The organism is Microbacterium abyssi (assembly GCF_015277895.1).
In the GTDB taxonomy this organism is placed as follows: Bacteria; Actinomycetota; Actinomycetes; order Actinomycetales; family Microbacteriaceae; genus Microbacterium; species Microbacterium abyssi.
On sequence record NZ_CP063815.1, the window covers coordinates 3,181,638 to 3,201,690 of the forward strand.

Here is a 20,053-nt window from a genome sequence, read left to right on the forward strand (position 1 = left end):
CTCACGCTCCGCGGCCTCGCGCGCAGCGCGCGCCTCGGCGCGGGTCCGCGGCGGCTCCGCCCCGGACTGATCCTCAGTACTCATACGGATCCCCGGGCTCATCGATCTGGACGACCGAGGTCGGAAGCACGCGCAGCGACCCGTCGGCATCCGCCTTGACCGTGCCGGTGACCTCGATCCACTGGCCCGTCCCGTACTCCGCGGCATCCATCGTCACCGGAACCGCGGCGGGCTGCGCGTCGATCACGCAGTGCGTGATGATCATGCGGGTGAGGTTGACGGCATCCGCTTCGCCCGGCGTGACGAACCCGACCAGCGTGACCGGCGACCCGTCGTACGCCTCGGGACGCGACGCGGTCGCGAACACGCTCGACCACTCCCCGACCCCGAAGGTCGTGGTGTCGGCGACGCCGAGCGTGGGAGTGTCTGCGCCGGCGAACAGGGTCGGGTCGGCGTCCGCGCGTGACATCGCGAGTTCCACCGACAGCGACGCGGGCGGCAGCACGAGCGCTGCGGCCACGACTCCGGTCGCGACGACGCCGGCCGAGACGGTGCCGACGGCGGTGAGCGTGCGACGGCGGGATGCCGCGGCATCCGCATCTTCATCGTGCGCGTCCCCGTGATCGTGCCCGTGATCGGTTTCCGCACCCAGCGGCAGCGTGAACGACCAGATCGCTCCGAGGAGCACGACGACCGCTCCCGCGCAGGCGAACCAGATGGATTCGGGACTGATGTACAGCGTGAGCTGGCCGGAGAAGCCCAGGCCGAGCGTGACGACCGCGATGACCGCGGCGAGGCCGATGCCCAGCCAGCGCGTGCCGACGGCGGACCAGCGGGGGGTGCGCGACTCAGCCAAAGACGTTCACCCCGATCCCGATCGCGAACGCGCTCATCAGTACGACGGCGACGACGCCCGCCAGGGTGCGCGCGGTGAAGGTGGTGCGCAGCAGCGCGAGCATCTTGATGTCGACGAGCGGCCCGACGAGCAGGAACGCGATCAGCGCCCCGGACGAGAACGTCGAGGCGAACGACAGCGCGAAGAACGCGTCGACGTTCGAGCAGATCGCGACGGTCATCGCCAGCGCCATCATCGCGACGATCGACAGCACGGGGTTCGACCCGATCGCCAGCAGCATGTCGCGCGGGACGAGCACCTGCACGGCTCCGGCGAGCGCCGAGCCGATCACGAGCGCCGGCATCACCGCGCGCAGCTCGATGACGAACTGGCTCAGGCTCCGGCGGGTCGGGGTGCCGTGCTCGTGCGTGACCCGCTCGCAGGTCTCGGTGAACCGCCGGGTGAGCATGGCGTCCGGGTCGGGGTGACGACTGTAGATCCAGCCGATGAGGTTCGCGATCAGGTAGCCGCCGATGAGGCGGATGACGAGGATGCCGCCATCGAACCCGAACGCGGCGTGAGTGGTGATGATCACGATCGGGTTCACGATCGGGGCGGCGATGAGGAACGTCATCGCCTCGGCCGGCGCGAGGCCGCGCATCATCAGGCCGCGCGCGAAGGGGACGTTTCCGCACTCGCAGACCGGGATCAGCATCCCGAGCAGCGACAGCACCGCACGTCGTGCCCATCCGGCCTTCGGCAGCCAGCGCTGAATGAGATCCGGCGGCAGCCACACCTGCACGACGATCGAGAGCACGACGCCGAGCACCACGAACGGCAGCGCCTCGATGAGGACGCTCAGCGCGAGCGTGAGACCGTCCTGCATCCGCGTCGGCAGCGAATCGTGGAAGAGAGCGGGCGCGAACCGGTCGATGAGGAACAGCACGGCGATGGCGGCGACGCCGACCGCCACGCCGATCCACGGCGAGCGCTTCTGCGGTGCGCGACTCGTCTGCGGACGGGAGCTGCGCGCCGAGGTCGCAGTGCTCACGCGGACCCTTCGGTGGCCGCCCGCAGCTTGGCGCACGGGGTGCACAGCCCGAAGATGTCGACGACGTGCTCTGCCTCGCTGAATCCGTGCAGGGCGGCGGTCCGCTGCGCCCAGGCCTCGACGTCCTTCGCCTCGATCTCCACGGTGAGCCCGCACGAGCGGCAGATCAGGTGGTGATGGTGGCCTTCGGTCGAGCACGCGCGGTAGAGCGCCTCGCCCTCGGGGCTCTGCAGCGAGTCGGCATCGCCGGATGCCGCAAGACCGGACAGCGCGCGATAGACCGTGGCGAGCCCGATGCCGGTGTTCTCCTCACGGAGAGTGGCGTGCAGGCTCTGCGCGCTGACGAATCCGCGCGCGTCGGCGAGCGCTTCGCGCACGCGTTCGCGCTGCCAGGTGTTCCGCTGAGCCATGCCCTGATTCTAGGCCGGAAGCGTTGTGCCCGGCCTGGAAGCAGCGGTCCGTCGCACGCGATTCCTGATTCGCTGTGCGATCCAGCATCCGACATAGATCAGGAACGAGATCGTGGTGATGTACGGACTCACCGGAAGGGTGCCGGCGAGCGCGAGCAGGATGCCGCCGACGGCGGAGACGAAGCCGAACAGTGCCGCCAGCAGTGGCACGGCAAGCGGCCCTGCGCTGACGCGCATCGCGGCCGCCGCCGGCGTCACCAGCAGCGCCATCACGAGCAGCGCGCCGATGATGTGCACGCTGACGGCGACGATGAGGCCGAGCAGCACCATGAACGCCAGGCTCACGAAGCGGGTGGGGATGCCACGGGCGGATGCCGCGACCGGGTCGAGCGAGTCGAACCGCAGCGGATTCCACATCAGCAGGAGTCCGACGAGCACGAACGCGCTGATGCCGATGAGCCAGCCGAGATCCGGACTGGACACCGACACGATCTGACCGGTGAGCAGACTGAACCTGTTCGCACTGCGGCCGTCGTAGAGCGAGAGGAACAGGATGCCGAGACCGAGGCCGAACGGCATGAGCACGCCGACGATCGAGTTGCGGTCGCGTGCCTTCGAGCCGAGGATGCCGATGAGGATGGCCGCGACCAGCGCGCCGCCGATCGAGCCGGCCACCACGCTGCCGCCGAACAGCAGCGCCGCGGCTGCGCCCGCGAAGGACAGCTCGCTCACACCGTGCACGGCGAACGCGAGGTCGCGTTGCATGACGAACACGCCGATGAGTCCGCCGACGATACCGAGCACGGCGCCGGCGACGATCGAGTTGGCGAGCAGCGCGACGAGCGCGCCGTAGTCCTGGAACGAGAAGACGTCGCCCCAGTCGAGCAGCGGTGCCATCATCCGTTGTCCTCATGGTCGTCGTCGTGCTCGTGATGCGCTTCGGCATCCGGGGCGCCGACCACCACCAGCCGGTCACCGGCGCGCAGCACGAACACGGGCGTGCCGTAGAGATCGGTGAGCACGCGGCTCTGCAGCACCTCGTCCGGAGTTCCCAGCACGAAGCGGCCGCCGGCGATGTAGAGGATGCGGTCGACGCGGCCGAGGATCGGGTTGATGTCGTGCGTGACGAACAGCACGGCGGCGTCGCGTTCACGGCGCTGCCGGTCGATGATCTCGGTGATCCCGACCTGGTTCGCGAGGTCGAGGTTCGACAGCGGTTCATCGCACAGCAGGAGGGTCGGCTCGTCGGCGAGCGCCTGCCCCACCCGCAGCCGTTGCTGCTCTCCGCCCGACAGCAGGCCCACGCGTCGGTCGGCGAAGTGCGATGCGCCCACTCCTTCGAGCAGGGCGTCGACGCGCTCCCGGTCGCCGCGACGTGGGATCGGCAAGCCGAAACGGGTGCCGCTCACGCCGAGTGCGACGACGTCACGGGCGCGCATGCTCGTGTCGGGCGGCAGGGGCCGCTGCTGCGGGATGTACCCGATCCGCGGATTCCCGCGCTGCACGGCGTGACCGGCGACCCGGATGCTGCCCGCGCTCAGCGGCTGCAGTCCGAGGATCGCGCGCAGCAGAGTGGTCTTGCCGGAACCGGACGGCCCGAGCACCGCGATGAACTCACCTGGTTCGACGGTCAGGTCAAGCCCGGACCACAGCTCGCGATCGCCGCGCTGAAGTGCCGCGCCCTCGATCTCGAGGACAACGGCCTCCGCCGGTTCCTGAGCCTGTGGAAGGGCCGCACTCACGAACGGAGTGCGTCGGCGAGGCTCTGAATCGCGTCGTGCATCCACTCAGAGTACGACGATCCGTCCTCGAGCAGCTCGGTGAATGCCACGACCGGGATGCCGGCGGCCTCGGCGGCGGCCTCGACGCGCTCCGTCTCGGCGCCGCCCGTCTGCGCATTGGTGAGCAGCACCTCCACATCACCGCTCTCGATGACCTCGAGCGCCTCGAGGAGGGTGGCCGGTGCGACGTCGCTGCCCTCTTCGACGGATTCGGCGAAGCCCTCGGGGGTGAGGTCGGTGAGCCCCGCGGCCGCGGCGATGTACCCGGGGAGCGGCTCGGTCATGAACACTCCCGCGCCGTCCGCCTCCGTCTTGATGGTCTCGAGCTCGGCCTCTGCGCTCTCGAGGTCGGCCACGATCTCGTCCGCGGCGGCCGTGAAGTCGGCGGCGCCGTCGGGGTCGAGCTCGCCGAGCTCCCCAGCGAGGCCTTCGACTACGTGGATCATCGTGTGCGGGTCGAACCACACGTGCTCGTTGAATCCCTCGATGTGGTCGTGGCCCTCGTGGCCTTCCTCTTCGGCGTGGTCGCCTTCTTCGGCGTGGTCGTGGGCATCGGCATCCTCGGCCGCTTCCTCGTCGTGGCCGGCATTGCCGGGGTAGTCGTGCGAGAACTCGGCCGCGGTGAAGATGTGCGCGCCGGAGCCGTCTAGCAGTGTGTCGATGAAGGCGTCGTAGCCTCCGCCGTTCCCCACGATCAGGTCGGAGTCCTGTACGGCGAGGCGGTCGCGGGCCGTGGCCTCGTACGAGTGCGGGTCCTGCGTGGCTGAGGTGATGATCGTGGTCACGTCGACCCGGTCGCCGCCGATCTGCTCGACCAGCGATCCGTAGACATTCGTGCTCGCGGTGACGTGGACGAGACCGTCGTCGGCATTGCCGCTCGACGTCGAGCATCCGGCCAGGACGAGAGCGGATGCGGCGAGGAGTGCGACGGCATGGATCTTCTGCATGCATCGATACTACACGCTAATGATAACCATTCTCAACACGAGGGGGCAGGGCTTCGCGACTTCGACTCGCTCTGCTCGCTCAGCCCGTTTCGTCTGCGGGCTTCGCCCTCCGCTCAACGACCCGCAACCCCAGCTCGTCGGGGGCGTTGGGCGAGCGCAGCGAGACGAAACGGCTTGAGCGAGAAGCGAAGCGTCGAGTCGAGTCGAGTCGAAAGCTATGACATCAGTCGACGAGCAGTGCGGGCTCCTCGAGGATCGCGGCGACGTCCGCGATGAATCGGCTCATGCCGTCGCCATCGACGACGCGGTGGTCGAACGACCCGGCGACCGTGGTGACGTAACGAGGACGCACCTCGCCGTCGACCACCCACGGCTTCTGGCTGATCGTGCCCATCGCGAGGATGCCGGCCTCGCCGGGGTTGATGATCGGGGTTCCGGCATCCATCCCGAAGACGCCGATGTTGGTGATCGTGAACGTGCCGCCCTGCTGGTCGGCCGGTGGCGTCTTGCCATCACGGGCCGTGATGGTGAGGCGGTTCAGGGCGCGGGCGAGTTCCTTCATGCTGAGCTCATGCGCATCCTTGATGTTCGGCACGAGCAGTCCGCGCGGCGTCGCCGCGGCGATGCCGAGGTTGACGTAGTGGCGGACGGCGATCTCGGCGCCCCCGTCGGTCTCGACCCAGGCGGCGTTGACCATGGGGTTGCGGCGCACTGCCCAGATCACGGCGCGCGCGACGATCAGCAGCGGCGACACCTTGATGTCCGCGTAGTCCGGCGAGGCCTTGAGACGCTTGACGAGCTCCATCGTGCGCGTCGCGTCGACCTCCTTCCACACCGTGACGTGCGGCGCTGTATAGGCGCTGCGCACCATCCCCGCCGCCGTCACCTTGCGCACGCCCTTGACGGGGATGGACTCGGTGCGCTCAGGGTCGGCGCCAGGCTGGCTGGGAGCAGAGCCTCGCGACAGGCCGATCGGTGCGAGCGAGGCGGGCACCGTCTCGTCGCGCACGTCGCCCCACTCGGGCGTCTCGATGTTGCGGAACACGCTCGCCTGCGAGGCGTGCTTCACGACGTCGTCGCGAGTGACCTCACCGTCCGCGCCCGTCGGCGTGACCGATGACAGATCGACCCCGAGGTCGCGGGCGAGCTTGCGGATCGGGGGCTTCGCGATCACGCCGACCGAGGAACGGACCGGGCGCACAGCGGGGCGGCTGCGTCGCGACGTCGCGCCGGCGCCGGTTCCGTAGCCGACGAGGACCGATCCTCCGGTCTCCTCGCCTGCCGGCGCGGGGTTCGGCGGAGTGGCAGCGGGCCCGGCATCCGACACGAAGCTGATGATGGGCGAGCCGACCTCGACGGTCGTCCCCTCGCTGACCAGCAGCTCGCCGACAACACCGGCGTGCGGCGAGGGGAGCTCGACGAGTGACTTGGCCGTCTCGATCTCGACGAGCACATCGTTGATCGCGACGGTGTCGCCGGGGGCGACCTTCCACGCCACGATCTCGGCCTCGGTCAGCCCTTCGCCGACATCGGGGAGGTTGAAGTTCTGCGTTGTCATTGCGGTGTGCCCTTCGATCAGACGAGTCGTTTCGACTCGCTTCGCTCGCTCAATGCGTTTCGTCTCGCCTTCGGCTCGCTCAACGACCCGCGCGTCAGTAGGCCATGGATCGGTCGACGGCTTCGAGGATGCGGTCGGCATCCGGGAGGAAGGTTCCCTCGAGCTTCGCAGGCGGGAACGGGGTGTCGTACCCCGACACCCGGAGCACGGGAGCCTCCAGCGCGTAGAACGCGCGTTCCATGACAGTCGCGGCGATCTCGCTGCCGACGCTGGCATGACCGGAGGCCTCCTGCGCGTAGACCATCCGGCCGGTCTTGCGCACCGAGTCGAGAATCGGACCGTAGTCGACGGGCGACAGCGACCGCACGTCGACGACCTCGCAGCTCGTCCCCTCGCCCTCCGCGATCGCCGCGGCCTGCAGCAGCACCGTGACCATCGCGCCGTGGCCGACCAGGGTGATGTCGGTGCCGGTGCGCACCACCCGTGACGCGTGCAGCGGTACGGCGGACTGCGCGACGTCGACTTCGCCCTTCTGCCAGTAACGGCTCTTGGGCTCCATGAAGATCACGGGGTCGTTGGAGGCGATCGCCTCCTGGATCATCCAGTACGCGTCGTTCGGCGTCGACGGGGCCACGACCCGCAGACCGGGCGTGTGCGCGAAGTACGCCTCCGGGCTCTCCTGGTGGTGCTCGACGGCGCCGATGTGCCCGCCGTAGGGGATGCGGATCACGATCGGCATCGACACGGTGCCCTCGTGGCGGTTCGTGAGCTTCGCCAGCTGCGTCGTGATCTGGTCGAACGCGGGGAAGACGAAGCCGTCGAACTGGATCTCGATCACCGGCCGGAAGCCGGCCATCGCCAGTCCGATCGCGGTGCCGACGATGCCGGACTCGGCGAGAGGGGTGTCGAGCACCCGTTGCTCGCCGAAGTCGCGCTGCAGGTGCTCGGTGATGCGGAACACTCCCCCGAGGCGGCCGATGTCCTCGCCCATGAGCAGGACCTTCGCGTCATCCTCCATGGCCTTGCGCAGCCCGGCGTTCAGGGCCTTCGCGAAGGGCATTGTCTCGAGAGTCACTGCGGGCCTCCTTCGTACGATGCCTCATACCGCTCGCGCCAGGCGCGCTGCTCGTCCATCAGCGGATGCGACTCGCTGTAGACATGGTCGAAGATCCTGGTCGCGGGCGGAGGACCGAGCTCGAGGGTGCGCACGCGCAGGTCGTCCGCGGCGGCCGCGGCCTCGGCATCCACGTCTTCGAAGAGGGATGCCGCGGCGCCCCTGCCCTCGAGGAACGCCCGCATGCGGGCGATCGGGTCGCGCTGCTCCCAGGACTGCTCCTCGTCGCTGGTGCGGTACTTCGTCGGGTCGTCGCTGGTCGTGTGCGCGCCCAGCCGGTACGTCTCCGCCTCGATCGCGCGCGGGCCCTTGCCTGCACGCGCCTCTTCGAGCGCGACGCGCGAGACCGCGTAGCTGGCGAGGACGTCGTTGCCGTCGACTCGGACGCTCGGGATGCCGTAGCCACTGCTGCGCTGCGCAAAAGGCACCCGGGTCTGGGTCGAGACGGGCACCGAGATCGCCCACTGGTTGTTCTGCAGGAAGAACACCGTCGGCGCCTGATAGCTCGCCGCGAAGACCATCGCCTCGTGCACGTCGCCCTGGCTGGAGGCGCCGTCGCCGTAGTAGACGATCACGGCCTCATCGCGCTCAGGGTCGCCGGTGCCGGAGCGGCCGTCGAAGTTCAGACCCATGGCGTAGCCGGTGGCGTGCAGCGTCTGCGAGCCGAGCACCAGCGTGTACAGACGGGTGTTGCCGTTGACCGGATCGGTCGGGTTCCAGCCGCCGTGCGAGACGCCGCGCATCAGCTTGATGATCCCCAGCGTGTCGACACCGCGGATGCGGGTGACGGCGTGCTCGCGATACGACGGGAAGAGCGTGTCCTGTGCGCGGGCGGCTCTGGCCGACCCGACCTGCGCGGCCTCCTGACCGCGGCTCGGCGGCCACAGTGCGAGCTGGCCCTGACGCTGCAGGTTGGTCGCCTGGTTGTCGATGGCGCGGATCACCACCATGTCGCGGTAGAACTGCTCGAGCTCCGCATCGCTGATCGCTTCGATCAGCGGCAGGTACTGCTCGGCGGCGGCATTCGGCGCATAGCGGCCGTCCGCCTCCAGGACGCGGACGAATTCGGTCTCTGACGAGGTCACCGTTCTACGCTAGCCGCCTTCGCATGCCCGGTCACGTATAGCTAGGACGCCCTCGCAAGTGCCAGGAATGCGGAGATGTGGGGTTCAGGGGCGCGCTGCCGAGGCGACGCGCAGGACCTTCTCGATCGATGCCTCCTCGCCGACGGAGATGCGGATGCCGTCTCCCGAGAACGGCCTGACCACGATGTCCGCGGCGCGGAAGGCGTCGGCGATCTCGTCCGTGCGCTCACCGGCGGGCAGCCACACGAAGTTGGACTGGCTGTCCGGCACGGTCCAGCCCTGAGTGCGAAGACCGCCGAGCAGCGCCGTGCGTCGTTCGACGAGCACGGCGACGCGCTCGAGCAATTCTGCTTCGGCGTCGAGGCTCGCGATCGCCGCGACCTCGGCGGCCGACGTCACCGAGAGCGGGATGCCGGTGGACCGGGCGGCATCGAGCACCTTCGCGTGCCCGATCGCATAGCCGACCCGGAGTCCTGCGAGACCGTAGGCCTTGGAGAAGGTGCGCAGCACCACGACGTTCGGGTGCTTCTCGAACACGCGTTCGCCCAGGCCGTCGACGGCACCCCCGGCGGTCACGAACTCGGCGTAGGCCTCATCGAGGACGATGAGCACATCGGAGGGGACGCGGGTCGCGAACGCCGCGAACTCCGCGCTCGTCACGATCGGGCCGGTGGGGTTGTTCGGCGTGCAGACGATGATCGCACGGGTGCGGTCGGTGACGGCATCCGCCATCGCGTCGAGGTCGTGACGGCCGGTGCTGGCGAGGTCATCGGATTCGATGAGCGGCACCTGCACACCGGTCGCGCCGGAGACGAGCACGAGCCCCGGGTAGGCCTCGAAGGATCGCCACGCGTAGATCACCTCGTCGCCGACGGATGCCGCGGCCTGCACGAGCTGGTACAGGATCGCGACGCTGCCGCTGGCGACGTGCACCTCGTCGAGGTCGACGCCGTAGCGCGCGGCGAGGCGCTCGCGCAGGCGTGTGGCCGTCGCATCCGGGTAGCGGTTGATCGGCGTCGTGCCCTGCAGCGCCTCGAGCACCGAGGGAAGAGGCTCGAACGGGTTCTCGTTGCTGGAGAGCTTGAACGCGTCGGGACCGGCCTGCTTGCCCTGCCGGTACGGCGCGAGGGCGGCGATCTCGGGGCGGATGCGGGGAAGGATCGGCTCGGTCACGAGTCCGAGTCTACGAGCGCCGAGCCTGGTGTCGACGATGCTGGTCGTGCCAGACTGAGTGCACCATGCGCTTCATCATCCGAGTCGTCGTCAACGCCTTCGCCATCTGGGTGGTCACGCTCATCCCTGCCCTGCAGGTGGAGATCCGGCCGTTCGCCCCTGGCGAGACGTTGCAGCTCGTGCTGACGCTGCTCGCGGTCGCGGCGATCTTCGCCCTGGTGAACACGATCATCGGAACCGTCATCAAGATCGTCGCGTTCCCGCTGTACATCCTCACGCTCGGCCTCATCGGCTTGATCATCAACGGGTTCCTGCTGTGGCTGACCGCGTGGATCACCTCCGGGTTCGGCTGGGGCCTGACCGTCGAGTCGTTCTGGTGGGGCGTGCTCGCGGCGATCATCATCACGATCATCAACGCCGTGTTCGGAGCCATCCTGCGCCCTCAGAAGCGCAAGCGTCGCGACTGACATCGGTCACTCCCGCTTCGCGACGTACTCCGTCGACTCGATCGACACCGCCTCATTGAGCTCCCTCGCCTTGTCCCGCCACGCCTCGAGCCGGACGTCGCCCGACGCGTCGAGCATCTCGGCCGTCTCGATGTAGTTGCCGAGCATGTGGGCCGGAAGCCCGAGATCGATCGCGCTCCCGTCGCGCGTGGCGACGATGCTGTCCGGTGAGCTGGAACCGCCAGGCAGACCACCGCCGGCGAGCGTGTTGACGATGTCGTCCGGGTGCCGCAGTTCGATCAACAGCTGATCTCCATCGAGCGTCGGGTGAAGCGGGCTTCCGGCGGTCACCTGGACCGAGACGTCGAACTCGCTCTGCGTCGACAGATAAGCGGCGTTCATCGCACCCTGCGAGTGGGCGTACACCTGGACCTCGTCGCCCGGTTCTGCACCTGACTGCTCCAGCGCTTCGATGGTGGCCGCGTACGACGCCGACTCCTTCCCGAAGTACGCGTCGACGTTTGAGGCCATGTCGAACGGCTCGTTCGATCCGAGGATCTGCGTGCCTTTCGAATACAGCACGAACCGACGGGATCCATCGGACATCGAGTACTTCTCGACTCTGAGCTGCCCCGCCGATGCATCCAGACGCCGCAGTCCCTCAGCCAGGCTCGTCGGGGGTGCGATCGGGACCGTTGTCCTGACCGGACTCACCGAAACCGGCCCCGAGCGTCCGGACAGCGCCGCGTTCGGCGGGAGCCTGCCGAACCCCTTGGCGCCCGCGAAAGCGGCAGCCGCGAAGAACGCAGCGATGCCCGGGCCGGATTGCATCCCTTCCAGATCGAACTGTTGATCCAGGCCCTCGAACCGATTCGCCTCCCACTCGGCGATCAGCCACTTCTCCATCTCGACGACGCGAGGGTCGGATGCCTCGAGCTCGGTGATCCGATCGACGAGAGCATCCGACGGCGTCAGTCCCTGAATCTGGAGCGCGTCGAGCTCCACCCGGCGTTCGACCAGCTCGTACACGTCGGCCATCAGCCGCGTGTTCTCCCCGGCCACGCGGCACTCCGCATGCAGCGCGTCTGCGCGCTCGGCGCTGCCCCACATCGCGACCGTGTCGATCCCAGCCGAGGTCGTGGAGATGGCTGCGAGGTGCCCGTGCGCAAGACGCGCAGCGGCGGCGGCATCCGCGAATCGCGGGGCGAGTGCGACCAGCGCGTCCGCCACGGCACGCAGCGCCGCGGGATCGACGGCGATCGCGCCGCCGTGCGTGACCTCGAGTCCGTCGCTCATGACGCCACCAGCGCGTCGATCTCCCAGAGCCGGTTTTCCAGCTCACCGACCTCCGAGGCCGTCCGCGCCCTCAATTCGACGATGAGCTCGTGCAGGGCCATGACGCCCTTGGCGTGCCACTCGCTGTCAGCGACCAGCGGCAACAGTGCGGCGCCGGCGTCCTCCAGCGCGGCGAGCGCGTCCTGCAGCGCACGGCGGCCGGCGTACCAGGACCAGAGGGCGTCGGAGCTCCATGCCTCGGCGGCGACAAAGTTCAGCATGCGCCCAGAATGCTCCGTCGCGGATGCGTCCGATCGCGGCAGAACCGCGAACCGTGCAGAGCCGCCGCCGGGCCCGAGATGTGCAGAACAAGACGTGACCGCGCACTCGGAGGTGTGCACCGGCGGCCGTGAGCGGCAGAATGGACGAGTGTCCCCGACAGATCCCTTCCGTGTCATCTTCGTGTGCACGGGGAACATCTGCCGCTCCCCGATGGCCGCGGCGATTTTCCGTGATCTGGCCGAGCACCAGGGGCTGGGGCCGCTCATCACCTCGAGCAGTGCGGGCACGGGTGAGTGGCATGTCGGCGAGCGTGCCGACGAGCGCACGCTCGAGGCGCTGAGCCGCCGGGGCTACGACGGTTCGAAGCATCGTGCGAGGCAGTTCACCGCGGCATCGTTCGAGGAGAACGATCTCGTCGTCGCCCTCGACCGCACCCACGAGCGGATCCTCCGCCAGTGGGCGCGCGACGAGGATCAGGAGGGCAAGGTCACGCTGCTGCTCGCCTACGATCGCGACGCCGACGGGCTGGACGTCCCCGACCCGTACTACGCCGACACCGCGATGTTCGACGCGGTGCTGGCTATGATTGAGACCGCGACCCGAGGCCTGTTCCGCCAGCTCGAACCCGCGCTTCGTCAGAGCCGTACGACGCCCCGCACGACGCCCCAGAACTGACGGGGCCCGATCAGGAGGATTCCCCTGACTTCCCCGAACGTCTTCCCCGTCCAGCCGCTCAGCCCCCTCGACGGACGCTACCGCCCCGCCGTCGCTCCGCTCGGCGACTACCTCTCCGAGTCGGGTTTGAACCGCGCTCGCGTCGAGGTCGAGGTCGAATGGCTCATCGCGCTGACCGACCGGTCGCTGTTCGGCACCGCGCCGCTCGCCGACGCTGACAAGGGCCGTCTGCGCGACCTGTATCGCGATTTCGGTCAATCCGAGATCGACTGGCTGGCTGAGAGGGAAGCCGTCACCCGTCACGACGTCAAAGCCGTCGAGTACCTCGTACGAGACCGTCTCTCCGCGCTGGGGCTGGATGCCATCGCCGAGCTCACCCACTTCGCCTGCACGAGCGAGGACATCAACTCGGTGTCCTACGCGCTGACCGTCAAGCGAGCGGTGGAGAACGTCTGGCTGCCGGCGCTGGACGCCGTGATCGCGAAGCTGCGCGAACTCGGCCTGGAGCATGCGGATGCCGCGATGCTCTCCCGCACGCACGGTCAGCCCGCGACCCCATCGACCATGGGCAAGGAGATCGCGGTGTTCGCGTGGCGCCTGGAGCGCGTGCGTGCGCAGATCGCGGCATCCGACTATCTCGCGAAGTTCTCCGGCGCGACCGGAACCTGGTCGGCGCACCTCGCGGCCGACCCCGACGCGGACTGGCCCACCATCGCGCGCGAGTACGTCGAGGGTCTGGGCCTGGGCTTCAACGTGCTCACGACGCAGATCGAGTCGCACGACTGGCAGGTCGAGCTCTACGACCGGGTGCGTCATGCCGGCGGCATCCTGCACAACCTCGCGACCGACATCTGGACGTACATCTCGATCGGCTACTTCACGCAGATCCCGGTGGCGGGCGCGACCGGGTCGTCGACGATGCCGCACAAGATCAATCCGATCCGGTTCGAGAATGCCGAGGCGAACCTCGAGCTTTCCGCCGCCCTGCTCGGGTCACTGTCGCAGACGCTCGTCACCTCGCGGATGCAGCGCGACCTCACGGACTCGACCACGCAGCGCAACATCGGCGTCGCGTTCGGGCACTCGCTGCTCGCGCTGGACAACCTGCGCCGCGGACTGAACGAGATCTCCCTCGCCCGCGACGTGCTGCTCGCCGATCTCGACGTGAACTGGGAAGTTCTCGCCGAGGCGATCCAGACCGTCATCCGCGCCGAGGTCGTCGCCGGCCGTTCGACGATCAGCGACCCGTACGCCCTGCTGAAGGAGCTCACGCGCGGACACCGCGTCGGGGCTGCGGAACTGGCCGAGTTCGTCGAGGGCCTCGAGATCGGGGATGCCGCGAAACAGCGCCTGCTCTCCCTGACCCCCGCGAGCTACACGGGTCTCGCCGAGCGCCTCGCGCGCTAGCGGCCGGTCAGGACGCCGAAGACCCGGTCCCTGCGGAACCCTGGCGCTTGGCCTCGAAGGACGGCGCGTCGCCCGGCTCCTCGTCGAACAGGACGGGGCGCTCGAGCGTCTTCTGCTCGTATTCGCGCGGGTCGACGGCGAGGATCAGCATCGACATGATGAGCAGCGTCACGATGAACGCGCCTCCGCCGACGACGAGGCCCAGGCCGACCGGCGTCAGCCCCTGATACGTGCCGCTGGCGATCGCGTTGTTGACGCGCGCCGTGAACGCGCCCGTCGAGACGAGAGTCACGACCGCGGCGAAGACGCCAGCGGCCAGGGCGATGCCGAGCAGGTGCAGCGGACGCAGCAGCTCCCGGCGGGTGGACTTCTTCTCGCTCACGCAGCGCCTCCCGTGTCGACCGATTCGCTCGCAGCGTCGGCGGCCTCAGCATCCCTCACCGACGCGGTGCGGCGCGGTGAGAATCCCGCGATCGCGAGGAAGACCGCGACGATCGCCGAGTATCCGCCGAACATGCCGACGGCGAGGATGATCCCGGAAAGCGTCAGTGCTTCCGGACCGACCGAGTACTGCAGCGCGTAATCGGCCGGGATGAGCAGGAGGACGACGGCCAGCAGCAGACCCAGAGCACCGACCGTGATGGCATCCTTCGCGGCCTGATCGGTGCGTCGTGCGCGAAGGCCCGCGATGAGCTCTACCAGGCCGGTCGCGGCGGCCCAGACGATCACGACGATGAAGAAGGCGCCGTCCGTACGCCAGGTCGGGATGCCGCTCACGATCGCCGCGGCGAGGTCGACGGCGGCCAGGAGGATGAAGGGCCAGCGATTGCCGGCGGATGCCACGACCCAGGCTGCCAGGATCAGGATGAACCCGCTCGCGGCAGTGAATCCGCCGAAGACGGAGAATCCGATGGCGGCGGAGTGATCCGGCGAGAACGTGATCATGAGCGCCGCCGCCGCCGCGAAGAGCGCGCGCAGCAATTGGACGTGGCGCACGGTGAACGCGCGAGCTGGGGCAGACATGACGATTCCTCGGTCCTGGGTGTCCCTCCAGTCTACGCGGGGCGCGAGCACGGGAGCACCGGGGCGCCCGCGCGCACATGCGGGGCTCAGCGGATGCGTCCCCAGAACGATCCGCGAACCCCGCATTGCGCGCAGGAGGGCACTGCGTCGGTCGAGGCGTATGCAGAAGCGGGCCCCAGCTGCCACGATCCGACCACTCGACCGGCGCAGGACGCCTCGGGCCCGAGGCGTCCTGGTCTGGTCGTATGCTCGAAGATACTTCGTTGTCCGTCACATACCCGGGGAGGGGCTGTGATGCAGGCTGAGCACACCGCGTCGACCGCGGCTCGTCCGGATTTCTCGGCGACCCTGCGTGCGGCGATCGACGCGCGCCGTGTCACGCTGACCTGGTTGCGCGAACGTCTCGCGGCGAGCGGCAACCCGGTGTCTGCCGCCACGCTCAGCTATTGGCGATCCGGTGCCCGCCGTCCTGAGGGCCCGCAGTCCCTTGCCGCGGTCGAGCATCTTGAGATGCTGCTCGAGCTCGACTCCGGCATCCTGCTCTCGCAGATCGGTCCGAACCAGCGCGTCGGGCCGATCGGAACGCCGCAGTACCCGCTCGAGCAGGCCCGCCTCGAACAGGCGACGACGGAGACCTTCATCGCACTCGGCGCTCCTGCTATGGATCCCGGCCGGGACGTGTCGACGACAGCGGTGACCGAGGTCGCCGCCGACGGCAGCGTGACCTCGCGCACTACCCGCACCCTGCTGCAATGCACCTCGGGCACCATAACGAACGTGCCCTACCTGGACCTCACACCCGGCATCCGCACGCCCGCTCCGATCTTCAGCGTGGTGTCGGGCGGGCAGATCTCGCGCCGCCATTCACATCCGAGCGGCGAGGTGCACGGCGCGATGTTCGAGCTCGAGCGCCCGCTGGGCCCGGCGCAGACGACCATGCTGGAGTGGAAGCTCGAGTTTCCGCCTGACTACCCGCCCACCAGAGAAACCGGGCACGGTGTCGCACGTCGGGCACGTGAACTGGTGCTGTGGACCCGGTTCCACCCCGACGCGCTGCCCGCATGGATGGACGAGGTCGAGGAGACGCCTTCCGGCACGACCGTGACGCCGATCGAACTCGACGGGGCGACGTCGATCCACCAGGTGCGCCAGAACTGGGGTCCTGGAATGCTCGTGCTGCGCTGGGGGTTCGGCGAGCGCGAGTGAGGCGCCGCCCGCTCCGCCGCGGTGACCGCGGTGAAAGGAGGAAAGTGTCGGCCTCGCGCGCCGAGAACCGGCACTTTCCTCCTTTCACGTCCTGGCGACGGGGCGGCCGGGGGTGTTCGACCACTGGCTCCAGGAGCCGTGGAAGATCTTCGCGTGGATGCCCGCCTCGGCCAGGACCAGCGCGGTGTGGGCGGCGGTGATCCCCGACCCGCAGTACGCGGCGACCGGGGTGCCGTCGCCGATGCCGGCATCCGCGATGTTCGTCTGGAGCGTCTCGAGATCGAGCAGGGTGCCGTCGTCCGCGACGTGTCTGGTGGTCGGCAGATTCACCGCTCCTGGAATGTGCCCTGCGATCGGATCGAGCGGCTCGGTCTCGCCGCGGAAGCGCTCCGGTGCCCGCACATCCAGCAGCACACCGGATGCCGGGAAAGCCGCCGCCTCATCGATGCTGAGGCTGTCGCCCGAGACATCGGCCAGCGTCACCGTGCCCGGGACCGGCGTCACCTCGCCCGTCTCGATCTCACCGCCGGCATCGATCCAGGCGCGCCATCCTCCGTCGAGCACCCGCACGTCGACGCCGCCCTGGCGCAGCAGCCACCAGGCGCGCGCCGCGGGGAGCCCGCCCGCATCGTCGTAGGCGACGACCACGTCGCCGTCGTTCAGCCCCCACCGGCGCGGCGTCCTGCACCTGCGAGGTCGACGGCAGCGGGTGTCTTCCCTCATCGGGCCGGCCGTGCCGGGTCAGCTCGCGCTCGAGATCGACGAACACCGCACCGGGCACGTGTCCCCGAAGGTATTCCTCGCGACCATCCGGCTGCGTGCGGCCACCCGGGACGCTCAGACGCCAGCGCACATCGACGACGCGCACGGCACCGTCGCGCACCAGATCGGCCAGGTCGTTCGCGCTCACCAGATGGGACATGGTCTCAGGCTACGACCTCGTTCCGGCGTCAGCCCTTGGCAGCGTCCTCGTCGGCGTCGTCCTCGTCGGCGTCGTCGATGTCTTCGTCGAGTACATCCTCGTCGCTCTCGGGCGCGAGCTCGATGACCTCATCGCCCTCCTCGAGCACGTCGACGTCATCCGCGTCCTCTGAGTCTGCGGCATCCGTGCCGATGACGCCCTCGGGACGGATCAGCTCTCGCACCTCGGCCATGAAGCTGTTCAGCTGCTGCTGCTGCCAGCGCAGCTGACGGGTGCGGTCCTCGGCGTCGCGGAGCACGTCGGTGGTATGACCCGTTACGCTGCTGACGATCTTCTGCGCCTTCTGGCGTGCGCGATCAAGGGTCTCGCGGGCGCGCACCTGCGCGTCGGCCTCGATGGCCTGCGCCTGCGAGCGCATGAGCCGCTCGTAATCATCGGCCTTCGCCGAGATGCGCTTGGAGTGCTCCAGCGACGAGGTGACCTGCTCGTTCGCGTCGGCCGTGATGCGCTCGGCGTGGGCGACGGCCTGATTGTGCAGCAGCAGGAACTCCTGCTGCGCGTCGTCCTGCCGGCGGGTGAGGGTCTCTTCGAACTCGAGCACGCGCGCGTTCATCTCACGGACCTCGCGTTCGGCATCCGCGCGCTGCTGCGTCGTCTCGCGGGTGACCATCGAGCGGAGCGCGGCCGCGCCCTTCTCGGCCTCGGTCCGGATGGTCGCGGCCTCCTGCTCGGCCTGGTTGACCTTCTCGGCGGCGTGCGCGCCCTCGCGCTGTATCCGCGCCTCGTGCGCGGTGTACTCGGTGTCGATGCGCAGGCGCACCTGGTCGGCATCGTGCTGGGCCTGGGCGGTGACCCGATCGACCTCGGCGGCGAGCTCGGCGCGACGACCGTCGGCCTCTTCGCGCGCGGCCTCCAGCAGACGCTCGGCCTGGACGGCGGCGTTCTGGATCAGGACGGAGGCCTGCTCCTCGGCGACCCGAAGAACGGCCTCGAACTGCAGTCGGGACCCCTCGGTGTCCTCTTCGCTGCGCGGGGCGTCGACGAGCTCGTTCGACAGAGCGGTGACCTGCTGCTCCGCCTCATCGACCTGTGCACGGGCGGCGGCGAGATCCGCCTCGAGGGCCGCGATGCGCTTCTCGTCCTCGGCACGGGCCTCGTCGATGCGCTCCTGCTGCTGCTTCTCGATCTCGGCGATCCGTGCCTCGCTCTCGGCGATCCGCTCCTCGCCCTCCGAGCGGACGGCTTCGACCTCCGACCGCACGGCCTCGACGTCGCGGTTGACGCCGGCGCGGGCCTCGGCGAGTTCGGCGTCGGCCCGCTGCACCTGCATGCGCAGGCCCGCGATCGCGGCATCCACCTCTCCGCGGTCGTACCCGCGGAAGCCGATCGTGAAGCTGCCCTGCTCGCGGGGCTGCCCCTGGGCGAGCTGGTCGAAGAAGTCCGCGCCCTGCTCGTCGGTGCGGTTCTCGCCGGAATCGTTCACTGGAACACCTTTCGGAGCGCTGCTCGCCGCACGACCCCCGCAACACCGGGTATCGGTGCAGGAGGACGGGTCCGCAGGGAAATGGGAAGACGAGGGTGCGAATCTCGTCTTCCAGCCTAACCAGTCCGGCCATCCGCCGGAACCTGTTCGGGTGGATGGACCGATCCGGCGGTCAGTCAGACGGTCAGCAGCACCTTGGTGGCACGTCGCTCGTCCATCGCCTTGTAGCCCTCTGCTGCGTCCTCGAGCGGGAGTGTCAGGTCGAACACCGCTCCGGCATCGATCTTGCGGTCCCAGATGAGCTGGATGAGCTCGGGGAGGAAGCGGCGCACCGGAGCGGGTCCGCCGTGCAGGTGCACGCCGGAGAAGAACAGCTCATCGCCGGGCAGTGCGACGTCGTGCGAGACGCCGACGTAGCCGACGTGACCGCCGGCACGCGTCGAGCGGATAGCCTGCATCATCGACTCCTGGGTGCCGACGGCCTCGATCACGGAATGGGCGCCGAGTCCGTCGGTGAGCTCCTTGATCCTCGCCACGCCCTCATCGCCGCGCTCCTCGACGATGTCGGTCGCGCCGAACCTCCGCGCCAGCTCCTGGCGGTCGGCGTGCCGGCTCATCGCGATGATCCGCTCTGCGCCGAGTTCCCTGGATGCGAGGATGCCGAGGAGTCCGACTGCCCCGTCGCCGACGACCGCGACGGTCTTGCCCGGACCGACCTCGGCGGCGACGGCGGCGAACCAGCCGGTGCCGAGCACGTCGGATGCGGCCAGCAGTGCAGGTACCAGATCGGCGTCCGGCTGACCGGGGGTCGCCACGAGCGTGCCGTCGGCGTGCGGGACGAGGGTGTATTCGGCCTGCGTGCCGTACCGCCCCATCGGCACGACGTGCACGCAGCGCGACTGGTACCCAGCCCGGCAGATCTCGCAGGTGTTGTCGGATGCCATGAACGATCCCACGACGAAGTCGCCGACCTCGATGTTCTTGACCTCGGCGCCGATCTCCTCGACCACGCCGACGTATTCGTGGCCCATCGGCGCCTCGTGCACAGTGTCGGTGCCGCGGTAGGGCCACAGATCCGAACCGCAGATGCAGGTCGCGGCGATCTTGATGACGGCATCCGTCGGACGGGTGATGGTCGGCTTCTCGCGCTCCTCGACCCGGACATCGCCGGGCCCGTGCATGACTACTCCGCGCATGTGATGTTCTCCTTCTCTGTGAGTGATTACAGTCAACGCCCTCGCACCGCCGCGAGGGAAGGCACGTGATCGGCAGCGCGGCGAGCGGACCGCCGACACTCTGGGGGTCCGGGGCCGGCCCCCGAAGTGTCGACCGCGCAGGCCATTCTGCTCTGAGCAGAACGGCTGTCGCGGCAACCGATCA

21 protein-coding genes and 1 pseudogene are annotated in these 20,053 nt (G+C 69.0%); 4 read left to right on the forward strand and 18 right to left on the reverse strand.

What is annotated here, in order from left to right:
• Positions 1-73 precede the first annotated feature (73 nt).
• The 10 genes from IM776_RS15340 to IM776_RS15385 all read right to left on the reverse strand — a co-directional run bounded on the left by IM776_RS15340 (position 74) and on the right by IM776_RS15385 (position 9,954).
• The gene (locus IM776_RS15340) at positions 74-856 is read right to left on the reverse strand and encodes a TIGR03943 family putative permease subunit (RefSeq protein WP_194420990.1); all 783 of its coding nucleotides are present in this window, start codon (positions 854-856) and stop codon (positions 74-76) included.
• Positions 849-1,886 carry a permease gene (locus IM776_RS15345; protein WP_194420991.1) on the reverse strand — a complete coding sequence of 346 codons (1,038 nt, stop codon included), beginning with the start codon at positions 1,884-1,886 and terminating at the stop codon, positions 849-851. The genes IM776_RS15340 and IM776_RS15345 overlap by 8 nt, the downstream gene beginning before the upstream one ends.
• Positions 1,883-2,296 carry a Fur family transcriptional regulator gene (locus tag IM776_RS15350; RefSeq protein WP_194420992.1) on the reverse strand — a complete coding sequence of 138 codons (414 nt, stop codon included), beginning with the start codon at positions 2,294-2,296 and terminating at the stop codon, positions 1,883-1,885. The genes IM776_RS15345 and IM776_RS15350 overlap by 4 nt, the downstream gene beginning before the upstream one ends.
• Before the next feature lie 9 nt (positions 2,297-2,305).
• Positions 2,306-3,193, reverse strand: a complete 888-nt coding sequence (locus tag IM776_RS15355) for a metal ABC transporter permease (RefSeq protein ID WP_194422688.1) — start codon at positions 3,191-3,193, stop codon at positions 2,306-2,308.
• Positions 3,193-4,038 carry a metal ABC transporter ATP-binding protein gene (locus tag IM776_RS15360; protein WP_194420993.1) on the reverse strand — a complete coding sequence of 282 codons (846 nt, stop codon included), beginning with the start codon at positions 4,036-4,038 and terminating at the stop codon, positions 3,193-3,195. The genes IM776_RS15355 and IM776_RS15360 overlap by 1 nt, the downstream gene beginning before the upstream one ends.
• Positions 4,035-5,024, reverse strand: a complete 990-nt coding sequence (locus IM776_RS15365; protein WP_194420994.1) for a metal ABC transporter solute-binding protein, Zn/Mn family — start codon at positions 5,022-5,024, stop codon at positions 4,035-4,037. The genes IM776_RS15360 and IM776_RS15365 overlap by 4 nt, the downstream gene beginning before the upstream one ends.
• 223 nt (positions 5,025-5,247) lie before the next feature.
• A complete protein-coding gene (locus IM776_RS15370) occupies positions 5,248-6,582 on the reverse strand; it encodes a dihydrolipoamide acetyltransferase family protein (protein ID WP_194420995.1) in 1,335 nt (444 codons plus the stop codon).
• Between the two features lie 94 nt (positions 6,583-6,676).
• Positions 6,677-7,642: an alpha-ketoacid dehydrogenase subunit beta gene (locus IM776_RS15375; RefSeq protein ID WP_194422689.1), complete on the reverse strand. Its 966-nt coding sequence runs from the start codon at positions 7,640-7,642 to the stop codon at positions 6,677-6,679.
• 11 nt (positions 7,643-7,653) lie between these two features.
• Positions 7,654-8,781, reverse strand: a complete 1,128-nt coding sequence (locus IM776_RS15380; protein WP_194420996.1) for a thiamine pyrophosphate-dependent dehydrogenase E1 component subunit alpha — start codon at positions 8,779-8,781, stop codon at positions 7,654-7,656.
• A gap of 84 nt (positions 8,782-8,865) precedes the next feature.
• Entirely contained in the window at positions 8,866-9,954 is a 1,089-nt protein-coding gene (locus tag IM776_RS15385) for a histidinol-phosphate transaminase (protein WP_194420997.1), read from the reverse strand.
• Positions 9,955-10,019: 65 nt separating this feature from the next.
• Between IM776_RS15385 and IM776_RS15390 the strand changes: the two genes are divergently transcribed.
• Positions 10,020-10,421 (forward strand): phage holin family protein, encoded by a 402-nt coding sequence (locus IM776_RS15390; RefSeq protein ID WP_194420998.1) that lies wholly within the window; start codon positions 10,020-10,022, stop codon positions 10,419-10,421.
• A gap of 6 nt (positions 10,422-10,427) precedes the next feature.
• Here IM776_RS15390 and IM776_RS15395 read toward each other — a convergent pair whose 3' ends face one another.
• Both IM776_RS15395 and IM776_RS15400 read right to left on the reverse strand, forming a co-directional pair.
• On the reverse strand, positions 10,428-11,696 hold the full coding sequence (locus IM776_RS15395) for a hypothetical protein (protein WP_194420999.1): 1,269 nt from the start codon (positions 11,694-11,696) through the stop codon (positions 10,428-10,430).
• Positions 11,693-11,956 (reverse strand): hypothetical protein, encoded by a 264-nt coding sequence (locus tag IM776_RS15400; protein WP_194421000.1) that lies wholly within the window; start codon positions 11,954-11,956, stop codon positions 11,693-11,695. The genes IM776_RS15395 and IM776_RS15400 overlap by 4 nt, the downstream gene beginning before the upstream one ends.
• A 211-nt stretch (positions 11,957-12,167) precedes the next feature.
• Between IM776_RS15400 and IM776_RS15405 the strand changes: the two genes are divergently transcribed.
• Together IM776_RS15405 and purB are read left to right on the forward strand one after the other, a co-directional pair.
• Entirely contained in the window at positions 12,168-12,632 is a 465-nt protein-coding gene (locus IM776_RS15405; RefSeq protein WP_267237941.1) for a low molecular weight protein-tyrosine-phosphatase, read from the forward strand.
• 24 nt (positions 12,633-12,656) lie between these two features.
• Complete coding sequence (purB, locus tag IM776_RS15410) at positions 12,657-14,039, forward strand: adenylosuccinate lyase (RefSeq protein ID WP_194422690.1); 1,383 nt, start codon at positions 12,657-12,659, stop codon at positions 14,037-14,039.
• 7 nt (positions 14,040-14,046) lie between these two features.
• Here purB and IM776_RS15415 read toward each other — a convergent pair whose 3' ends face one another.
• Positions 14,047-14,421, reverse strand: a complete 375-nt coding sequence (locus tag IM776_RS15415) for a hypothetical protein (protein ID WP_194421002.1) — start codon at positions 14,419-14,421, stop codon at positions 14,047-14,049.
• Positions 14,418-15,062: an acyl-CoA synthetase gene (locus tag IM776_RS15420; protein ID WP_194421003.1), complete on the reverse strand. Its 645-nt coding sequence runs from the start codon at positions 15,060-15,062 to the stop codon at positions 14,418-14,420. Before IM776_RS15420 ends, IM776_RS15415 begins: the two co-directional genes overlap by 4 nt.
• A 294-nt stretch (positions 15,063-15,356) precedes the next feature.
• On the opposite strand from IM776_RS15420, the gene IM776_RS15425 reads away from it, so the two are divergent.
• The gene (locus tag IM776_RS15425; RefSeq protein ID WP_194421004.1) at positions 15,357-16,268 is read left to right on the forward strand and encodes a hypothetical protein; all 912 of its coding nucleotides are present in this window, start codon (positions 15,357-15,359) and stop codon (positions 16,266-16,268) included.
• 84 nt (positions 16,269-16,352) lie between these two features.
• Here the strand turns inward: IM776_RS15425 and IM776_RS15430 are convergent, their stop codons facing one another.
• The 4 genes and pseudogenes from IM776_RS15430 to IM776_RS15440 all read right to left on the reverse strand — a co-directional run bounded on the left by IM776_RS15430 (position 16,353) and on the right by IM776_RS15440 (position 19,869).
• Positions 16,353-16,916 (reverse strand): sulfurtransferase, encoded by a 564-nt coding sequence (locus tag IM776_RS15430; RefSeq protein WP_323741000.1) that lies wholly within the window; start codon positions 16,914-16,916, stop codon positions 16,353-16,355.
• A gap of 133 nt (positions 16,917-17,049) precedes the next feature.
• Positions 17,050-17,190, reverse strand: a pseudogene (locus tag IM776_RS15930) (sulfurtransferase); the annotation flags it as partial.
• 28 nt (positions 17,191-17,218) lie between these two features.
• The gene (locus IM776_RS15435; RefSeq protein WP_323741002.1) at positions 17,219-18,673 is read right to left on the reverse strand and encodes a cell division initiation protein; all 1,455 of its coding nucleotides are present in this window, start codon (positions 18,671-18,673) and stop codon (positions 17,219-17,221) included.
• A gap of 176 nt (positions 18,674-18,849) precedes the next feature.
• Complete coding sequence (locus IM776_RS15440; RefSeq protein WP_194421005.1) at positions 18,850-19,869, reverse strand: zinc-dependent alcohol dehydrogenase family protein; 1,020 nt, start codon at positions 19,867-19,869, stop codon at positions 18,850-18,852.
• Positions 19,870-20,053: the final 184 nt, after the last annotated feature.

Bases quoted from the DNA above. Each gene is read 5' to 3' on its own strand.
- IM776_RS15350 (WP_194420992.1), bottom strand. From the start codon at position 2,296: ATGGCTCAGCGGAACACCTGGCAGCGCGAACGCGTGCGCGAAGCGCTC.
- IM776_RS15355 (WP_194422688.1), bottom strand. From the start codon at position 3,193: ATGGCACCGCTGCTCGACTGGGGCGACGTCTTCTCGTTCCAGGACTAC.
- IM776_RS15365 (WP_194420994.1), bottom strand. From the start codon at position 5,024: ATGCAGAAGATCCATGCCGTCGCACTCCTCGCCGCATCCGCTCTCGTC.
- IM776_RS15370 (WP_194420995.1), bottom strand. From the start codon at position 6,582: ATGACAACGCAGAACTTCAACCTCCCCGATGTCGGCGAAGGGCTGACC.
- IM776_RS15375 (WP_194422689.1), bottom strand. From the start codon at position 7,642: ATGCCCTTCGCGAAGGCCCTGAACGCCGGGCTGCGCAAGGCCATGGAG.
- IM776_RS15390 (WP_194420998.1), top strand. From the start codon at position 10,020: ATGCGCTTCATCATCCGAGTCGTCGTCAACGCCTTCGCCATCTGGGTG.
- IM776_RS15395 (WP_194420999.1), bottom strand. From the start codon at position 11,696: ATGAGCGACGGACTCGAGGTCACGCACGGCGGCGCGATCGCCGTCGAT.
- IM776_RS15400 (WP_194421000.1), bottom strand. From the start codon at position 11,956: ATGCTGAACTTTGTCGCCGCCGAGGCATGGAGCTCCGACGCCCTCTGG.
- IM776_RS15405 (WP_267237941.1), top strand. From the start codon at position 12,168: ATGGCCGCGGCGATTTTCCGTGATCTGGCCGAGCACCAGGGGCTGGGG.
- IM776_RS15420 (WP_194421003.1), bottom strand. From the start codon at position 15,062: ATGTCTGCCCCAGCTCGCGCGTTCACCGTGCGCCACGTCCAATTGCTG.
- IM776_RS15425 (WP_194421004.1), top strand. From the start codon at position 15,357: ATGCAGGCTGAGCACACCGCGTCGACCGCGGCTCGTCCGGATTTCTCG.
- IM776_RS15440 (WP_194421005.1), bottom strand. From the start codon at position 19,869: ATGCGCGGAGTAGTCATGCACGGGCCCGGCGATGTCCGGGTCGAGGAG.